1 protein-coding gene (running past one end of the window) is annotated in these 19,185 nt (G+C 53.1%); it reads right to left on the reverse strand.

Translation table 11 applies throughout. The features are described 5' to 3' along the window. Positions 1 to 19,185, reverse strand: partial view of a non-ribosomal peptide synthase/polyketide synthase gene (locus RQP50_RS08630; RefSeq protein WP_315744817.1) — the end only. 22,464 nt of this gene lie beyond the right edge of the window; 19,185 of the gene's 41,649 nt are visible here — the last part of the coding sequence; the start codon falls outside the window, past its right edge; the stop codon is at positions 1 to 3.

A 19,185-nucleotide genomic window follows, 5' to 3' on the forward strand; every position in this document is an offset into this window, starting at 1 on the left:
TTACACTTCCCGCTGGAATATGGTTCTGATAATAGCTCCATTCCTGCTTGCATCCTCGTCTTCCAGCATCTTTTCATGCTTCCCGCTTCCTTGATACAGGTTGTGATCTCCAGAGGTCCAGTTCTCCCAGTAATTATGCGTTGACTGCTCTTCCGCATATTCCGAGCGAATCAAGTGAATACAGGCATGAGTCCTTCCAGTCGTCGCCACGCTGTCAACCCATGACTTGTATTTGACGATGTTCTGAAGTACTTCCTCTCCGTCTGCTTCAGGCACATGAGCGATGAAGCGCGAAATTTCGTCCTGCAGCGACTCAACATACGCTGCCTGATCCGCAGCTTGGAGCGCGTTCTTTCTTGGATAAGCGTCTAGCATAATGAGATGAGCTACTTCCCGCCCATCGCTTTCCAATTGTTTGGCCACTTCGAAAGCCAAATTTCCACCTGCCGAGTAGCCAAGCAAATGAAGAACTCCTTGTGGCTGCAGCTTCTGAATATGGTTCGCATAATAGCGAATCATATCTTCCGCTTCGATAAAATCAAATGCGTAAATCGCGGTTAGATCTTGCAGTTCATCCGCCATTTTCATGAACACCTGACCGTACCCCACAATTGGCGGGAAACAGAACAGGGATACTTCGTTATCCGGGTTCCATACCGAACATACATGTTCCTCAACCTGACTTCCATGGGCTTCAAAATATTGCGCCAATTTTGCCACTGTCGTATGGGCAAAGGCATCACGAAGAGAAATTTCCAGCTTCAATTCTCGCCGAATCTTCCCGATTGTCTGAATCAATCTCAACGACTGCCCGCCGATCTCGAAGAAATCATCCTCAATTCCAACACGTTCTATACCCAATACCTCCTGCCATAGATCGGCAAGTGCTTGCTCCAGTGAATTTCGAGGAGCCGTATATTTAGCCTGCTGAATTGCAGGCATCGAGATCTGCTGCTTAGCCAGCGTTGCACGGTCAACCTTGCCGTTGGCTGTCAGCGGCAGCTTTTCAAACTGATGGAAGCGGGACGGAATCATATATTCAGGCAGTTGCAGACGCAATTGTTCCCTCAGTTCTGCCTTGTCAATTGGATCTTCGGCCACGACAAATGCACTCAAATCCAAAATACCCTGGCTATCCGGAATTGCCAACACAGCAGCCTCTGTAATCCTGTCCATTTGCTTCAATCGCGCTTCTATCTCTCCCAGCTCAACCCGGTAACCGCGGATTTTCACTTGATGATCGCTGCGACCTAAGTACTCGATCGTACCATCCGCCAGTACTCGGCCACGATCATTTGTCAAGTACAACCGCTGATTCAAAGCGATCGGTTGACTGACGAATCGCTTGTCTGTCTCAACAGGCAGGTTCACATAGCCTCGGCTTACTCCGTGTCCACCAATTGCGATTTCTCCCACAACACCCATCGGAACTGGTATTGCATTAGAGTCGACAATATAAACCTGTTCGCCGGCAATCGGTCTTCCTAATATCGGTCGGTTCCGAAAAAATTGGAACTGTTCGCAATCCATCTTCAACGCTATGGATCCGATTGTTGTCTCCGTCGGCCCATAATGCTGCATCACTTCGGCACACTCATACTTGGCAAAGAAAAGCTCCACATCCGCACAGTTGATCGACTCCCCGCCGAGCACGACCAAACGAAGATAGTCGTTGACGATATGCTCCGCAAAACACTGACTTCTTACAAGAAGACCGAACAGGGACGGTGTCATTTTGACGTAAGTGATTCTTTCCCGGATAAGGTACTCCAGCAATTTTTCCGGATCCATGTAAGTATCTTTACCAGGCAAGTACAGCGCCGCCCCGGACAATAGAGCTGAAAATACGGCCGTATATCCAAGGTCAAAGGCGAATGAGGAAACAAGGGCTGTGCGATCTTCCTCCATAATGCCAGCTTCTTCGATAAACCATGTTGCATAAGCTGCTACATTTCGATGCATAATTTTGACGCCCTTTGGCTTCCCCGTACTTCCCGATGTATAAATGACGTATGCCAAATCGTCCAAGCTGCGACTTGCATTCAGCCTATCATTGCTGACACCCGACGATTTTGCAGGAAGCCGATCCAAACTCAGACACTCCACCGGAAGATGCAGACTGGACTCCCATTCGCTTATCGTCAGCAGCAGGGCTGTCTCCGAATCCTTCAGCATGTATGTCAACCGCTCTGAATTCACCTCAGGATCGATCGGAAGATAGGCACCGCCGGCTTTCCAAATCGCGAGCATCCCGATAATTAATTCCGGTGATGGCGGCAGGAAGAGACCAACGATCCGATCCGGGCCTACTCCTCTGTCAACCAACAGCTCGGCGAGGCGGTCTGCTTGTTCATTCAACTCCTTGTAAGTTATCCGGCGGCTTTCACCGCAAATGACAGCGGATCGCTCAGGCGTTCTGTTGGCTTGCTTTGCATACCATTGATCCAAAGTGTGCTCCGCACAACTATTCATTGATGCACCTTGCGTATAGACTTGCATCCGCTGCCGTTCCTCTTCGTCAAGCAAAGGCAAATCCGCGAGCCGCTGCTTTGGCTCCAAAACAGCGGATTCCAATAGCACTTTAAAATAAGATGCCCATTGTTCAATCGTTGCACGGTCAAACAGATCCGCAGCATACGTGAAAGTAAGGCTCATCCCTTTTTCATGCTCAATGGCGGTTAGCGTGAGATCGAACTTTGCAGCGATTCCTTCATACGGATAGGCGGTTAACCGGACATGTTCAAGCTCCATTTGCTGCTGCTCCATATTTTGCAAGACAAGCATGACATCAAATAAAGGACTGCGGCTCATATCCCGCCGACTAACAACCTTTTCCACCAGATCTTCGAATGGATACTCTTGATGGACGAACGCATCGAGCGCGTTTTCCTTCACTTCCAGCAAATAGCTTAGAAACTCTTTTTCGCCGGCTGGGTTGGTACGCAGCGCCAGTGTATTGACAAACATGCCCAGCATATCAGCAAGATCTGCATGCGGCCTGCCAGCAGTCGGCGAGCCGACAACGATATCGTCCTGTCCGCTGAGACGCGACAGCAGCGTACTGTACGCCGCCAATAGCAGCATGTAGAAGGTAGTCCCTGTATGTTGCGTTAGTTTTGTCATTTCTCCGGTAAGATGGAGATCCAATTCCAGATGCACCCTGTCTCCGGCAAAACTGCGTGCAGGCGGTCTCGGGTAGTCCAGAGGCAAATCCAATACCGGAAGCTCTCCTGTATATTTTTCCAACCAATAGGCTTCCTGCTTTTTGTAACCTTCCATCATCACATACCGGCTTTGCCAAGTGCTGTAATCCTTATATTGAAGGCGCGGGATCGGCATAGTCTCGCCAGAGTACAGCTTCCCGAACTCCTTGATCAATATACTCATTGAAACGCCATCCGAAATGATGTGATGCATGTCGAACAGCAGCAAGTGCTGTTCCTCTTGCACGCGTATCAGTCCTACACGAAGCAGCGGAGCGCGCGTGAGATCAAATGGGAAGTAAAACTCGCGAATCGCCTGGCTCGCATCCTCTTCGTTCGTCTCCGTATAAGAAACGAAGAATTCCACCGTATCATGTACGAGCTGAACGGGATTGCCCTCCACCATTTCAAATGAGGTACGCAGTACCTCATGCCGCTGAATTAGGCCATGAAGCGCATCATTTATGCGCTCCAAATCAACTGGCCCTTCCAAGTGGAAAATGTTCGGCATATTATAAGCCTGTTCTTCTCCTTGAAGCTGCTGCAATACATACATCCGCTTCTGAGCAGAGGATAACGGATAGTAATCTTGATTTGGCATAGGAATCAAATCTTCATACGGTGAGCCTGCTGATGATTCGATAATTTGGCTCATCCGTTCAAGCGTAGGCGCCTGGAATACATCGTGCAGCTTGATTTGTGCATGCAGCTGTTGATGAATCCGTGAAACCAGCGTCATTGCTCGTAAAGATTGGCCTCCTAGTTCAAAGAAATTGTCGTTCAGACCTACCCGCTGTACCCCTAATACATCCTGCCATAGCATCGCAAGCCTAATCTCCGTTACTGTCTGCGGCGGCAGGAACGCACTGTCCGATACCTCATTCTTTTCTGGCTCGGGCAGCGCCATGCGATCAAGCTTGCCATTTCTCGTAAGCGGAAGTTCCAACAAATGCATGAAATGCGCAGGAACCATATATTCAGGCAAAGCGACGCTAAGGTGATGTCTCAATTCAGCTGGTTCCAGGCGCTTGCTGCTTACGTAATAAGCGCACAAAACCTCGCTTCCAGCCGGCTCTGCCCAAGTTACGACCGCCGCTTGGCGAATATCGGCATGAAGCAGGAGTCGCGCCTCAATTTCGCCAGGTTCAATCCGATAGCCGCGTATTTTGACTTGCTGATCGATTCTTCCCAAATATTCGAGCGTTCCGTCCGAGAGCCAGCGCACCAAATCCCCAGTTCTGTACATTCTTCCGCCTGCAATAAATGGATCCGGCATGAATTTCTCATGTGTAAGCTCCGGCAAATTCCAATACCCTGCAGCTACGCCTTCGCCCCCAAGACACAATTCCCCAGGCACCCCGACTGGGAGCAGCTGACCCTCCGTGCTTAATACGTAGGCTGTCGTCCCCTCAATCGGCCGGCCGATCGGAATGTTGTTTTTGCTATGGACATCCTCGATTGCGAATGCAGTCGAGAATGTTGTGTTCTCGGTAGGTCCATAACCGTTCCAGATCATAAGCTTTGGACATGCCATCTTCACAGCGTAAGCATGCTTCGGCGAAAGAGCCTCCCCGCCAATAATCAGGTGCTGTACGCTGGCAAACAGAGCCGCATCCTCATCGGATAGATGATGGAAGAGAGATGTCGTCAAGAACAGAACCGTAATCCTTTGCTCCGTCAGAAACGCCCCTATTCGACGCGCGTCCAGCAGCACGTCTTTCTCAACCGGATGCAAGGATCCACCGTGCAGGAGTGCTCCGAAAATTTCAAACGTAGCCGCATCAAAGCTTACCGAACCAGTCTGTGCGAAGCGATGATTGTCATGGAAAGGCACATACCCATTGTTGTTCACCAGATGAAGTACATTTCCGTGCGTTACCAGCACTCCCTTTGGTCTCCCCGTGGTGCCCGAGGTATATAGAATGTAGGCCGGCTCATCAGAACCACAGTCATGCGCTTCTTCAAGCTCCAAACGTTCCAAATCCTCTAGCGCTACTAAAGCTTGATCCTGAAGATCTCCATTATCAAGCTGGATGACCGTTCCCGGATAAGACGCCGGAACTGTTCGTTTTTGTGCAGCCAACAGGAATTCCGCTCCGCAATCGCCCAAGATATACAGGCGACGCTCCTCAGGCGCGTCCGGATCCAGCGGCACATACACTCCACCCGCCTGCAATATTCCCAGTACCGCAACGACGAATTCGATTGAGCGTTCCGCCAGAATGGCAACGGCTGCCCGCGGCTGCATTCCTTCTCTCCGCAGTCTAGTGGCAACAAGACTCGCTTGTATCCACAGCTCCGCATAAGTGAGATGCCGATCACCGCTTACAATGGCCGTCCGATCCGGATATAGGCCGGCTATTTCCTCAAATCGCCGATCAATCGTCGTCGTTCGAGGCTTGGTTTGGATAGGCAAGCCGCTGTATGCCATCAGTTGATTGAGCTCATCGTCTCCCCTCATTAATCTAACTTCACCGAGAGTCGTATCCGGCTCAGACGTCACATGATTCAATAGCTCCGTCAAATGACCAGCCCATCGTTCTATCGTTTCCCGCGTGAACAAGGCGGTAGCGAACTCCAATGATCCGTAGTAGCCAGCCTCGCTCTCGGATACCATTAAGCTGAGGTCAAACTTGGCCTGCGTATCGGCAAGCGGATAAGAATCGACTTTCAAATCCGAAAGATCCTGCTGTAAGGTTTCGGCATTTTGAAGCATGAATATCACATCGAAGAGCGGATTGCGGCTCAAATCACGCTGGATGACAACTTGGTCAACTAATTCCTCAAAGTGATACTCGCCATGTTCAAAGGCATCAAGCGACGTTTGCTTGATTTCCTCAAGGTATTCGGCAAATGCTTTTTGTTCGGAAGGGAATGTGCGCAAGGCCAGCGTATTGACAAACATCCCCATTATACCTGCGAGATCCGCATGCGGGCGTCCGGCTACCGGCGAGCCAACAATAATCTCCTCGTTGCCAGACAAGCGGGACAGCAGGGTACTGTATGCCGCCAAGAATACCATATAGACGGTAACCCCTTGCTTCAGTGCCAGCCGCTGGATCGCTTCCGACAATGGTTTCTCCAGCTTAAAATCAACTCGGTCGCCTGCAAAACTGCGCAAAGCGGGACGCGTGAAATCGGTTGGCAGCTGCAAAGTCGGTAGTTCGCCCGTGAAATGATCGAGCCAGTATTGTTCCTGCTCCCGGTAAGCATCGCTAAGCGCGTACTTCTCCTGCCATACGGCGTAGTCTTTGTATTGCAGCTTTAACGGATCCAGCGCTTCGCCCGCGTACAGCTTCACAAATTCAGTCACCAAAATATTCATTGACGCACCGTCCGAGATGATATGGTGCATATCCATCAACAGCAAGTGCTGCATTTCACCAAGCCGCAACACGGTTGCGCGCAGCAGTGGCGCTTCGCTTAGGTCAAACGGGCGAAGGAATGCCTGGATGAGCTTCTCGACGTCGCTTTCCTCCGCTTCCTCATAAGATACAGAGAAGCTCCATTTGTCTTGTACCTGCTGTATCGGCTCGCCATCTATGATAGCAAACGAAGTGCGTAGCGATTCGTGACGGGCAATGAGCGCATGCAGCGCTGCTTCAAGCTGTACCCGTTCCAGTTTTCCTTCAAGCCGCAGCGCCACTGGCATGTTGTAGCTAAGCTCGGCTCCTTCTAATTGATGCAGGAAATAGAGCCGTTTTTGGGACGATGACAGCGGGTAATGCGTCCGTTCTCCTGCCGGAGTCAATGCCTGATACACCGCACTGCCTTCCACAGCGTCCAGCGCAGCCGCCAGTCCTTCGACCGTTGGCGAAAGGAACAACTGTCTTAACGGCAGTTCTATTCCGAGCAACTGGTGAATCTTTGATACGAGCGTCATCGCCTTCAATGAATGTCCGCCCAGCTCGAAGAAATTGTCATGAATGCCTACGCGTTCAACGCCCAGTACCTCCTGCCACAACTGCGTCAGCTTCGCCTCAGCGTTGGTTCGCGGCGCTGTATATTCCGCTGCCGTTCCACTTCCCGATGGTTTCGGCAGTGCCCGGCGATCCACCTTGCCATTCGGTGTCAGCGGAAGCTCCTCCAGCTGCACGAAGTACGATGGAATCATGTACGATGGCAAAGATTCAGCCAAGGCGGCGCGGATCTCGACTGCCGCAAGCATTTGCTCATCCCTTGCACCTGTTATATAGGCGCATAATTCCTCCGCATGATCTTTTTCCTCTTTCGTTTCTGCAACAGTTACGACGGCTTCGCTTACGCCCGGAATACGCAGCAGGCTGGCTTCGATTTCGCCTAGTTCAATCCGGTATCCCCGAATCTTCACCTGATGGTCGATACGTCCCAGATGCTCCAGCCGCCCGTCTGGCAACCAGCGCGCCAAATCCCCGGTCCGGTACAGACGTTCTCCAGAGACGAACGGATTGTCCACAAATTTCTCGGCCGTCAGCTCTGGTCGCGCCCAATATCCGCGTGCGACGCCCGCACCACCAATACAGAGCTCTCCTGCCACACCAATCGGCCGCGGTAGCAGCGCCTCGTTCAGCACATATACCTGCGTATTCGCCATCGGCCGTCCGATGCTGATTCGCTCCTCCCCGTCCAAGCGGTCGAACGTGGACCACACGGTCGTTTCTGTCGGCCCGTACATGTTGTACAGCGTCGCATCCGTATGCTTCTTCAACTGTCGATACAAGTTGGAAGGGAAGGCCTCCCCGCCTACCAACAGCGTCTTGACGCTCCGCAGCTGCGCCGCGCTCCGTGCATTGCCGAGCAGCAGCATGAGACGCGAAGGCGTCATCTGCATCATCTGCACCGGATGCTGAGTCAACAGTTCTCCCAATACGGCTGGATCCTGCTGCGCTTCCTCGCTTGCGAGGACGATCTGCATGCCGCAGCTCAGCGGCACCCAGCTCTCTGCGGCGAAGATGTCGAAGGACACCGTCGTTACGCACAGCATCGAAGCATGCTTCCTGAACGGAAGCTCGCGGATCATTCCCGTGATGAAATTCACCACGTTTCGATGCTCCACCACGACCCCTTTCGGCGTGCCGGTCGTACCAGAGGTATAGATGACGTATGCGCTGCCGGATGGCTTTATTTCCACGCCGAATGGCTCGGAAGAATATCCTTCCAGCAGTTCACGATCGTCCACATCTAATGCATAACGCAGCGATGTCTCCTGCAAGGCAGATATTGTCTTCGCATATCCTGCATCAGTAAGCATTGCCTTCATCCCGGAATCCCGGATTATCGCCTCCATACGCTCCTTAGGAAGAATTGGGTCAATTGGAACGTACGCGGCCCCGGCTTTTAGGATTCCTAACAGCCCTGCGATGAGCTGCGGCGAACGATTTATTAGCACGCCTACATGATCTCCCTCCGTTATGCCATGAGCCTGCAGCCATTGGGCAATGCGGTTCGCCTGCTCCTCCAGCTCCCGGTAAGTCAGCCGCTGGTCTGCACATACGACAGCCAGTTGATCCGGCGTCTGTGCTGCCTGCCGCTCGAACAACGAAGGAATGCTTGCCTCTTCCGGAATCGCTGCCTTTGTATCATTGAACTGCACGAGCAGTTGTTCTCTCTCAGCCGCTGTCAGCAGTTCCAGCTCCTGTACCGGAATGCTTGAGTCCGCTGCAATCTGTTCTGCAATTTGTACAAGATGCCTTTGCAAACGCTCCATTCCATCTTGTTCGTACACCTGCGCATTGTAGTCAAAATGAAGCGTCATCTCTTCCCCAGGCAAAATCATCACATTCAGTTCATAGTTGGTTTGTTCCTCTGCATGAACTTCCGTAATGTTCAGTCCTGCCGCATCCCCCAGCGCGCCTGCCTGCTCCTCCACCGGGTAGTTTTCGAACACCAGAATGTGATCGAACAGCTCTCGATTTTTCGAGCTTTGAGCTTGAATTTCATGCAGCGGATAATAGTCGTAAGCCTGGGACGCCAGTGCTTGCTCTTGAATTCTTTGTACCACTTGGGCTACTGTGTCTCCCGGCTCGCACTTCACCCGAACCGGAATCGTATTGATGAACAGCCCGATCATCCCTTCCACGCCAGGGAGATTTGCCGGTCTGCCTGACACCACGCTGCCGTATACCGCGTCGCTTGTCCCGCTGTATTGGTGCAGCAGCAGTCCCCATGCCGTCTGCAGCAGGGTATTTACCGTCACTCCCTGCTCCCGCGCTGCTTGGCTGATCCGTTCAGTTCGATGCCGATCTAGTGAACAGGTCACCCGCCTTGCTTCATATCCCTGCGCTTGGCGCTGCCGTCTCGGAAGCTCTACCGCTTGGTCGAAGCCCGCAAGCAAATCTATCCAATAGTTCGATGCCGTTTGAGCATCCTGTTCGGACAGCCAGCGTATATACTCGCTATACTCGCTCACTCGCGGCAATTGCGGCTCCTCTCCCTTGCACAAGGCCGCGTACACTTCAAGGACTTCCTTGACCACGAGCGGCAGGCACCAACCATCCATCAGAATATGATGGAAGCTCCACAGCAGCTGGTGCATCTCCAGTCCCGTACGCACGACCACTACACGCATCAAGCCGTCCGCCTCTACCGCAAATCCTTTCTTGCGGTCTTCTTCCTTGAGTAAGCCCAACGCCTGCTCTTGTTCCGCTACACTCTTCATCGATAGGTCGGAATAATCAATCTTCAAGGTACGGCTTCGATAGACCACCTGCAGCGGCTGATCGCGCCAGCCGCTGTCTACGCTCGTCCGCAGTACCGCATGCCGCTGGATGACCATATTCCAGCTTCGTTCCAATGCGATTAGATCCAGTTCTCCCTGCAGCGAAATGAGCATTTGGTTCACATAAGCGCCCGCCTGAGGATCCAAGCGGCTGTGGAACAGCATTCCCTGCTGCATTGGCGTCAAAGCATATACATTCTCGACGTCCCCGATGTGACGATTTCGCTGTACCAGTGCTTCCAGCTCCTCAATCGTCATACCTGGCTGCATCACATCGCTAGGCGTCAGTTCCGTGCATTCTTTTGCTGCACAGTGACGAATCACTTCCTGCAAATGATGCTTTAGCCGCTTGCCCAACTGCTGCATCGTTTTTTTGCGATATTGCTTGGCGCTATAGCTCAGATTCAATGTCAATGTTCCTTCGGCGATCATGCCGTTAAATTCGAGCGTGGCTGCCCTTTTTTGCCTGCGGCTTGCCGCATCCCCGGACGAAAGCGAAGACATTTGAAGCGCGCTGCTCTGCAAGTCCTGATCGAACTGCCCCAAGTAATTAAACGAGATCTCAGGCGCCAACGTCCGGATACTATCCTCCCGCGATGGGGACAGATAGCACAAAATGCCGTACCCGACGCCTTTATGCGGAATGCTTCGCAGCGTTTCCTTGACCAGCTTGATGCACCGCGGCAGATCCAGATCCGCTTGCATGTCAAGCATGACCGGATACGCACTCGTGAACCAGCCTACCGTCCGGCTTACGTCCACATCCGGCAGGATGGATTCCCTGCCGTGCCCTTCCAACATGACGGCAACCTGCTCACTGCCCGTCCATTCTTGAATCGCCATTCCCAGTGCGGTCAGCAGCAGATCGTTAATCTCCGTCCCGTATGCCCGGTTCGCTTGCGTTAATAACTGCTGCGTTTCGCGCCGCGACCATTGCAAGGTAAACGTTGCGCTGTTTTCGACCGTGTCTCCGCCTTGATCGTAATCCTTCGGCAATGGTCTTTGCTCCCGTCCCGTCATCTGACTCCAATATTCACGTTCCGCCTCCATAGCCGGACTTGAAGCATAAGCAGTCAGTTGTTGCGACCAGAGTTGGAACGAATCGGTTTTCAACGGAAGACGAATGTCCTGCCCTTGTACAACCTGCTCGTACGCCGTGGCGAGGTCTTCCAGCAAGATCCGCCAGGATATACCGTCAATTACGAGATGGTGAATCACGATGAGCAAATGATCGCCATCACCGCATTGGAATAAGCCCAGCTTTACGAGCGGACCGGTCTCTAAGGAGATGCCGGAATGCAGCTCGCGAGCCTTCGCTTCCACTAACCGACTCCACGACGGCTCCTCCAGCTCTTCCCGTCCTTCCTGTAAATCGGTACCCTGCCGACCGTTTTTCCGAATCTGTTCTTGCCGGAAGTCGAAGACTTCCAAGCCGTAACTTTCCCCTTCATTCACGGCACGGTTCCAAGCAGTATAACTGCCATCCGCTGCAGGCGTGAACACCATTCGCAGCGCGTCATGGTGTTCTGTAATCCGCTTCATCGCCAGATGCAGCGCCTCTACCTCAAACCGTTCCTCCCGATACAACATCACAGCTTGGTTGAAGTGATGCGCATCAACCAGATCCCGCTCAGCAAACCAGTGCTGAATTGGCGTGAGCGGTACCGAACCCCGAACCTGACCCTGATCCGCAATGCGGCTAACTGGAGCAATGTATTCGCTGAGCTGGGCCGCAGTTGGATATCGGAACAAATCCTTCATCTCCAGCCTATAGCCAGCCTGCATGAGCCGGGACATAACTTGAATCGCCTTAATTGAGTCGCCTCCCAGGTCGAAGAAGCTGTCATGGATGCCGATCCGCGGCGCCCCGAGCACCTGCTGCCATACCGACACCAATGCCTGCTCCTCTGGCGTGCGTGGAGCTGCATACAGCGCTTGGGTCATAACTGCATCCGGCTTCGGCAGTGCTTTGAAATCGATTTTACCGTTGGTCGTCACCGGCAATTGCTCCAGTCGCATGAAGGAGGACGGAACCATATATGCCGGCAGCGTAGAAGACAGCAAGCTACGCAGTTCAGAAGGCTCCAGTTCGCCACCTACGACATAAGCGCACAGCTGGAGGTTGCCTGAGGCATCCGGCAGCGCGGCCACGACGGCTTCGCTTACCTGAGCTGATCGCAGCAGCTCGGCTTCTATCTCGCCCGGCTCGATCCGATAGCCCCGGATTTTCACTTGTCCGTCCATCCGACCCATGTACTCGAGATTGCCGTCCGGCAGCCAGCGTGCCAGATCCCCTGTGCGGTAAATGCGTTCTCCGGCCACAAACGGACTGGCGATAAAACGTTCCGCCGTCAGTTCCGGCTGATTGAGATACCCCCGAGCCAATCCCGGCCCGCTAATGCACAATTCGCCAGGTACGCCGATCGGCTGCAGTTGACCATTCGCACCCAACACATACATTTTCGTTTGGCCAATCGCTCTACCAAGTGTATGAGACTGCCGCGGATTGCTGACTGGCAAAGCGGCTGTCACTACGCTGTTCTCCGTCGGCCCGTACTCACTAACAAACTCAATGTGGCCGTATGCAAGAATTTTTTCAATCAACGCCGCACCGATCTTCTCCCCGCCGGTAACCATACTCCGAACAGTTGCCAGCTGTTCCGGCACGATCATTTCGAGCAGTGCCGCGAGCAGAACGGCTGGGAATTGCGTATGGGTAATCTTCTGCTCAACAAGCGTACGGATAATGACTGCCGGATCGTTTAGCTCTTCATCGCCCAGCATGACAACAGTCGCGCCTGCAACGAGAGGGCCAAAGAAATGCGAGATGGACGCGTCGAACACGAATGGGCTCGCATGCAGCACCCTGCCTTCGTCGAAGTCATAGTTCTCTGTCTTCCATTGAAGCGTATGAACGATGCCTCCATGCTCCACCATAACGCCTTTCGGCTGACCGGTAGTTCCTGATGTATAGATTACATACGCCAAATTATTGCTATTCGCTGTGCTCGGGAGATCTTCAGGCGACTCCAACTCTATATGGTCATCGTCCAAACCTAGCACCGGACAACAAACATCATCCACTGCTGTGCTCGATAATAGCAGGGTAGCGCCGCTGTCCTCCAAAATAAATCGTACACGTTCCGCTGGATCCTGTGGCGATATCGGCAAATAGGCTGCTCCTGACTTCAGCACGGCAAGCAGTGCTATAGCCATTTTTACGGAGCGTTCACACTGTACAGCAACAAGACTTTCGGGCCCTGCCCCATGATGGCGCAAGACTCGAGCCAACTGGTTCGCCCGTTCGTTGAGCTGACGGTACGTCAAGCCATCTCCACCGCATGCAACGGCCAACCGCTCTGGCGTCTTTGCCGCCTGCTTCTCGAACATCGCTTGCAATGTTATATCCATGCTCTGGAGCGATTCAGCATTATCCGTTCCATTATTGAATGGCTTCGACATATTGAACTGCATCAGCAAGTGTTCCCGTTCCACTTCCGTCAGGAGGCAGATGCTTCCCAATGTCGCCTGCGGGTTCAGGGTAATCTGACGCAAAAGCTCCACAAAGTGACCAGCCCAGCGTTCAATTGTAGATCGTTCAAACAACATGTCGGCAAATTCCCACGAGCAGCGCATACCGTTCTCGTGTTCGATCACCGACAGCGTCAGATCGAACTTGGCCACATTGGACTCGAATGGATACGAGGTGAGTTGAAGCCCTGGAAGATCAAACTCCACCTGATCCATGTTTTGCAGAACAAGCATCGCATCGAAGAGAGGATTGCGGCTCGTGTCGCGCTGCCGAACCACCCGTTCTACCAGTTCTTCAAACGGATAGTCTCCATGCTCAAAGGCATCGAGTGCCGTCTGCTTTACTTCCTGTAGATAGGTCGCAAAGCTTTTCTCTCCAGACGGTTGCGTCCGAAGTGCTAATGTATTAACGAACATCCCCAGCATGCCTTCCAAATCTGCATGCGGTCTTCCCGCCACCGGCGATCCGACAACGACCTCTTCTTGCCCCCCAAGACGTGCCAGCAGCGTGCTGTAAGCAGCTAGCAGCACCATATAGACCGTAGCGCTACTCATACGGGCCAGCTCACGCATTGCGGAGGTAAGATCGCCGTTCAGTTCTATGTCCACCCGGCCGCCTTTGAAGCTGCGTACGGCTGGACGGGGGTGATCAACCGGCAGGTTCAATATTGGTAATTCGCCGGAAAACTGTGCCCACCAGTATGCTTCTAGCTGACCGTATCCCTGACTAGAGATGTAGTGCTCCTGCTGCCATACCGCGTAATCTTTGTACTGCAGCTTAAGAGGCTCCAACGCTTCTCCCGCGTAAAGCTTCGCAAATTCGCCTATTAAAACGCTGATTGAGGTACCGTCTGAGATAATATGGTGCATATCGAACAGCAATACATGTCTCGCTTCTCCAAGACACACGACGGTCGCACGCAGCAGCGGCGCTTCGGTTAGGTCAAACGGACGGAGGAATGCATGAATATGCTCCTCAATCTTTTCTTCCTCAGCCTCCTCGTAGGACACAGAGAAGTTCAACACGTCCTGAACCAACTGTACCGATTCACCATCAAAGATAGTAAACGAAGTGCGCAGCGATTCGTGGCGGGCAATTAGTGCTCGCAGCGCATATTCCAGCTGCACCCGATCCAGTTCTCCTTCAAGTCGCAGTGCCACCGGCATGTTGTAACTAAGCTCAGCACCCTCTAACTGCTGCAAGACGTACAACCGTTTTTGAGCCGAAGACAACGGGTAATGCGCCCGTTCTCCTGCCGGGGCCAACGCTTGATAAATCACGCTGCCGTCCACAGCCTCCAGCGCAGCGGCCAGCCCTTCGACTGTTGGCGAGAGGAACATCTGTCTTAGCGGCAATTCTGCCCCCAGCGCCTGATGAATCCTCGCTACGAGCGTCATCGCCTTCAGTGAATGTCCACCCAGCTCGAAGAAATTGTCATGAATGCCTACGTGTTCAACGCCCAGTACCTCCTGCCACAACTGCGCCAGCTTCGCCTCAGCATTGGTTCGCGGCGCTGTGTATTCCGCTGCCGCTCCACTTCCCTTGATTACAGACGGCTTCGGCAGTGCCCGACGATCCACCTTGCCGTTCGGTGTCAGAGGAAGCTCCTCCAACTGTACAAAGTACGATGGAATCATGTACGCTGGCAAAGATTCAGCCAAGGCGGCGCGTATCTCGGCTGTCGAAAGCATGTGCCCGCTCGTTACATAGGCGCATAATTCCTGCGCATGATCTTTATGCTCTTTCGTTTCTACAACAGTTACGACGGCTTCGCTTATGCCCGGAATGCGCAGCATGCTGGCTTCGATTTCGCTTAGCTCAATCCGGTATCCCCGAATCTTCACCTGATGGTCGATACGTCCCAGATGCTCCAGCCGCCCGTCAGGCAGCCTGCGCGCCAAATCTCCGGTTCGATAAATCCGTTCTCCAGCAACGAACGGATTGTCCATGAATTTCTCTGACGTCAGCTCTGGACGCGCCCAATATCCGCGGGCAACTCCCGTGCCTCCGATGTACAGTTCTCCTGCTACGCCGATCGGCTGCGGCTGCAGCGCTTCGTTCAACACATACACCTGCGTATTCGCCATCGGCCGTCCAATGCTGATCCGTTCATCCCCTGCCAAGCGATCGAACGTAGACCACACAGTCGTTTCCGTCGGCCCGTACATGTTGTAAATTTCCGCATCCGTATATTCCTTCAGCTGTCCATACAAGGTGTAAGGGAAAGCTTCCCCGCCGACCAGCAGCGTCTTGACACTCCGCAGCCGCGCCGCACTTCGCTTATCCCCAAGCAGTAGCATGAGACGCGAAGGTGTCATCTGCATCATCTGCACCGGATGCTGATCCAGCAGTTCCGCCAGTTTTGCCGGATCCTGCTGCGCTTCCTCGCTCGCAAGAACGATCTGCATGCCGCAGCTCAGCGGCACCCAGCTCTCCGCGGCGAAGATGTCGAAGGACACCGTCGTGATGCACAGCATCGTATCATGCATTCCAAACGGCAGCTCGCGAATCATTCCCGAGATGAAATTGACCATGTTCCGGTGCTCCACCACGACCCCTTTCGGCAAGCCGGTCGTTCCGGAGGTGTAGATGACGTAGGCGCTGCCGGATGGTTTTATTTCCCCGCCGACAGGTGCAGAAGTATATGCGGCCAGATCTTCTGCGAAGGAGAATGAGGTGGCCTCATTGCTAACACTTGTTTTGTCACCGTTTTGGTCACCTTTCTGGTCGTCTTTATGGCCTCCTGCCTGATTGACGTATCCCGTCAAACCAACCATTTCTTCCGCCCATTCATCATTCACATCATCCTGCGATACTTTATCTAGACACAATACATGGTACAGCGATACATCGTGCAGCCCTCTCACAATCCCAAGCTGTGTCGAATCCGTCAGCATAACCCGCATCTCGGAATCCCGGATTATCGCCTCCATACGCTCCTTAGGCAGAATAGGGTCAATTGGAACGTACGCGGCTCCGGCTTTTAAAATCCCCAGTAGCCCTGCGATGAGCTGCGGCGAACGGTTCATCAGCACCCCAACGCGCCCTTCCCCTATTACGTCATGAGCCCGCAGCCATTGGGCAATGCGGTTCGCCTGCTCCTCCAGCTCCCGGTAAGTCAGCTGCTGGTCTGTGCACACGACAGCCAGTTGATCCGGCGTATGTGCTGCCTGCCACTCGAACAGCGAAGGAATGCTTGCCTTTTCCGGAATCGCTGCCTGCGTATCATTGAACTGCACGAGCAGTTGTTCTCTCTCAGCCGCTGTCAGCAGTTCCAGCTCCTGTACCAGAATGCTTGAGTCCGCTGCAATCTGCTCCGCAATTTGTACAAGATGCCTTTGCAAACGCTCCATTCCATCTTGTTCGTACACCTGCGCATTGTAGTCAAAATGAAGCGTCATCTCTTCCCCAGGCAAAATCATCACATTCAGGTCATAGTTGGTTTGTTCCTCTGCTTGAACTTCCGTAATGTTCAGCCCTGCCGCATCCCCCAGCGCGCCTGCCTGCTCCTCCACCGGGTAGTTTTCGAACACCAGAATGTGATGGAACAGCTCTCGATTTTTCGAGCTTTGAGCTTGAATCTCATGCAGCGGATAATAGTCGTAAGCCTGGGACGCCAGTGCTTGCTCTTGAATTCTTTGTACCACTTGGGCTACTGTGTCTCCCTGCTCACACTTCACCCGAACCGGAATCGTATTGATGAACAGCCCGATCATCCCTTCCACGCCAGGGAGATTTGCCGGTCTGCCTGACACCACGCTGCCGAATACCGCGTCGCTTGTCCCGCTGTATTGGTGCAGCAGCAGTCCCCATGCCGTCTGCAGCAGGGTATTTACCGTCACTCCCTGCTCCCGCGCTGCTTGGCTGATCTGTTCGGTTCGCTTCCGATCCAATGAACAGGTCACCCGCCTTGCTTCATATCCCTGCGCTTGGCGCTGCCGTCTCGGAAGTTCTGCCGATTGGTCGAAGCCCGAAAGCAAATCTGTCCAATAGTTCGATGCCGTTTGAGCGTCCTGTTCGGACAGCCAGCGAATATATTCGCTATACTCGCTTACTCGCGGCAATTGCGGCTCCTCTCCCTTGTACAAGGCCGCATACACTTCGAGTACTTCCTTGACCACGAGCGGCAGGCACCAACCATCCATCAGAATATGATGGAAGCTCCATAGCAGCTGGTGCATCTCCAGTCCCGTACGCACGACCACTACACGCATCAAGCCGTCCGCCTCTACCGCAAATCCTTTCTTGCGGTCTTCTTCCTTGAGTAAGCCCAACGCCTGCTCTTGTTCCGCAGCATCCTTCATCGATAGGTCGGAATAATCAATCTTCAAGGTACGGCTTCGATAGACCACCTGCAGCGGCTGATCGTGCCAGCCGCTGTCTACGCTCGTCCGCAGTACCGCATGCCGCTGGATGACCATATTCCAGCTTCGTTCCAATGCGATTAGATCCAGTTCTCCCTGCAGCGAAATGAGCATTTGGTTCACATAAGCGCCCGCCTGAGGATCCAAGCGGCTGTGGAACAGCATTCCCTGCTGCATTGGCGTCAAAGCATATACATTCTCGACGTCCCCGATGTGACGATTTCGCTGTACCAGTGCTTCCAGCTCCTCAATCGTCATACCTGGCTGCATCACATCGCTAGGCGTCAGTTCCGTGCATTCTTTTGCTGCACAGTGACGAATCACTTCCTGCAAATGATGCTTTAGCCGCTTGCCCAACTGCTGCATCGTTTTTTTGCGATATTGCTTGGCGCTATAGCTTACATTCAAAGTTAACGCTCCGCCGGCAATCATACCGTTGAAATCCAACGTAGCTGCCCTTTTTTGCCTATGGCTAACTGCATCCCCAGAAGAAAGCGGCGATATTTGGAGCGCGTTGCTTTGCAAGTCCTGGTCGAACTGACCCAAATAGTTAAACGAAATTTCCGGGTCGAGAGCTTGAATTTTCGCTGATGCCAAATAACGCAAAATTCCATAACCGACGCCTTTATGCGGGATGCTTCGCAATGTTTCCTTGACCAGCTTGATGCGCATCGGCAAATCCAGACCCTCTTTCATGTCCAGCATGACCGGATACGCACTTGTGAACCAGCCTACCGTCCGGCTAACGTCCACATCCGGCAAGATGGTCTCCCTGCCGTGCCCCTCAAGCATAACGGCCACTTGATCGATTCCGGTCCATTCCTGAATCGCCATTCCCAGCGCGGTCAGCAGCAGATCGTTAATCTCGGTTCCGTATGCCCGGTTCGCTTGCGTTAATAACTGCTGCGTTTCGCTCCGTGACCATTGCAGCGTCAACGCTGCGCTGTTTTCAATTTTATCTCCACCTAGCTCGTTATCCTTTGGTAATGGGGCTAAACTGACATTCTTCAGTTGATTCCAATATTCATAATCCGTTTCCACAGCCAGGCTTGAAGCATATGCTTCCAATTGCTGTGCCCAGGCTTGGAACGAATCGGTTTTCAGCGGCAGCCGGATGTCCTGCCCTTGTACAACCTGCTCGTACGCTGTGGCGAAATCCTCCAGCAAAATCCTCCAGGAGATGCCATCAATTACGAGATGGTGAATCACGATGAGCAAATGATCGCCATCGCCGCATTGGAATAAGCCCAGCTTCACAAGCGGACCGGTCTCTAAGGAGATGCTGGCATGCAACTCGCGAGCCTTCGCTTCCACTAAACGACTCCACGATGGCTCTGCTTGCTCTTCCTGTAAATCAGGATCCTGCCAATCGTGCATTTGCCGATCCTT

The organism is Paenibacillus suaedae (genome assembly GCF_032337355.1).
Lineage (GTDB): Bacteria > Bacillota > Bacilli > Paenibacillales > Paenibacillaceae > Paenibacillus_B > Paenibacillus_B suaedae.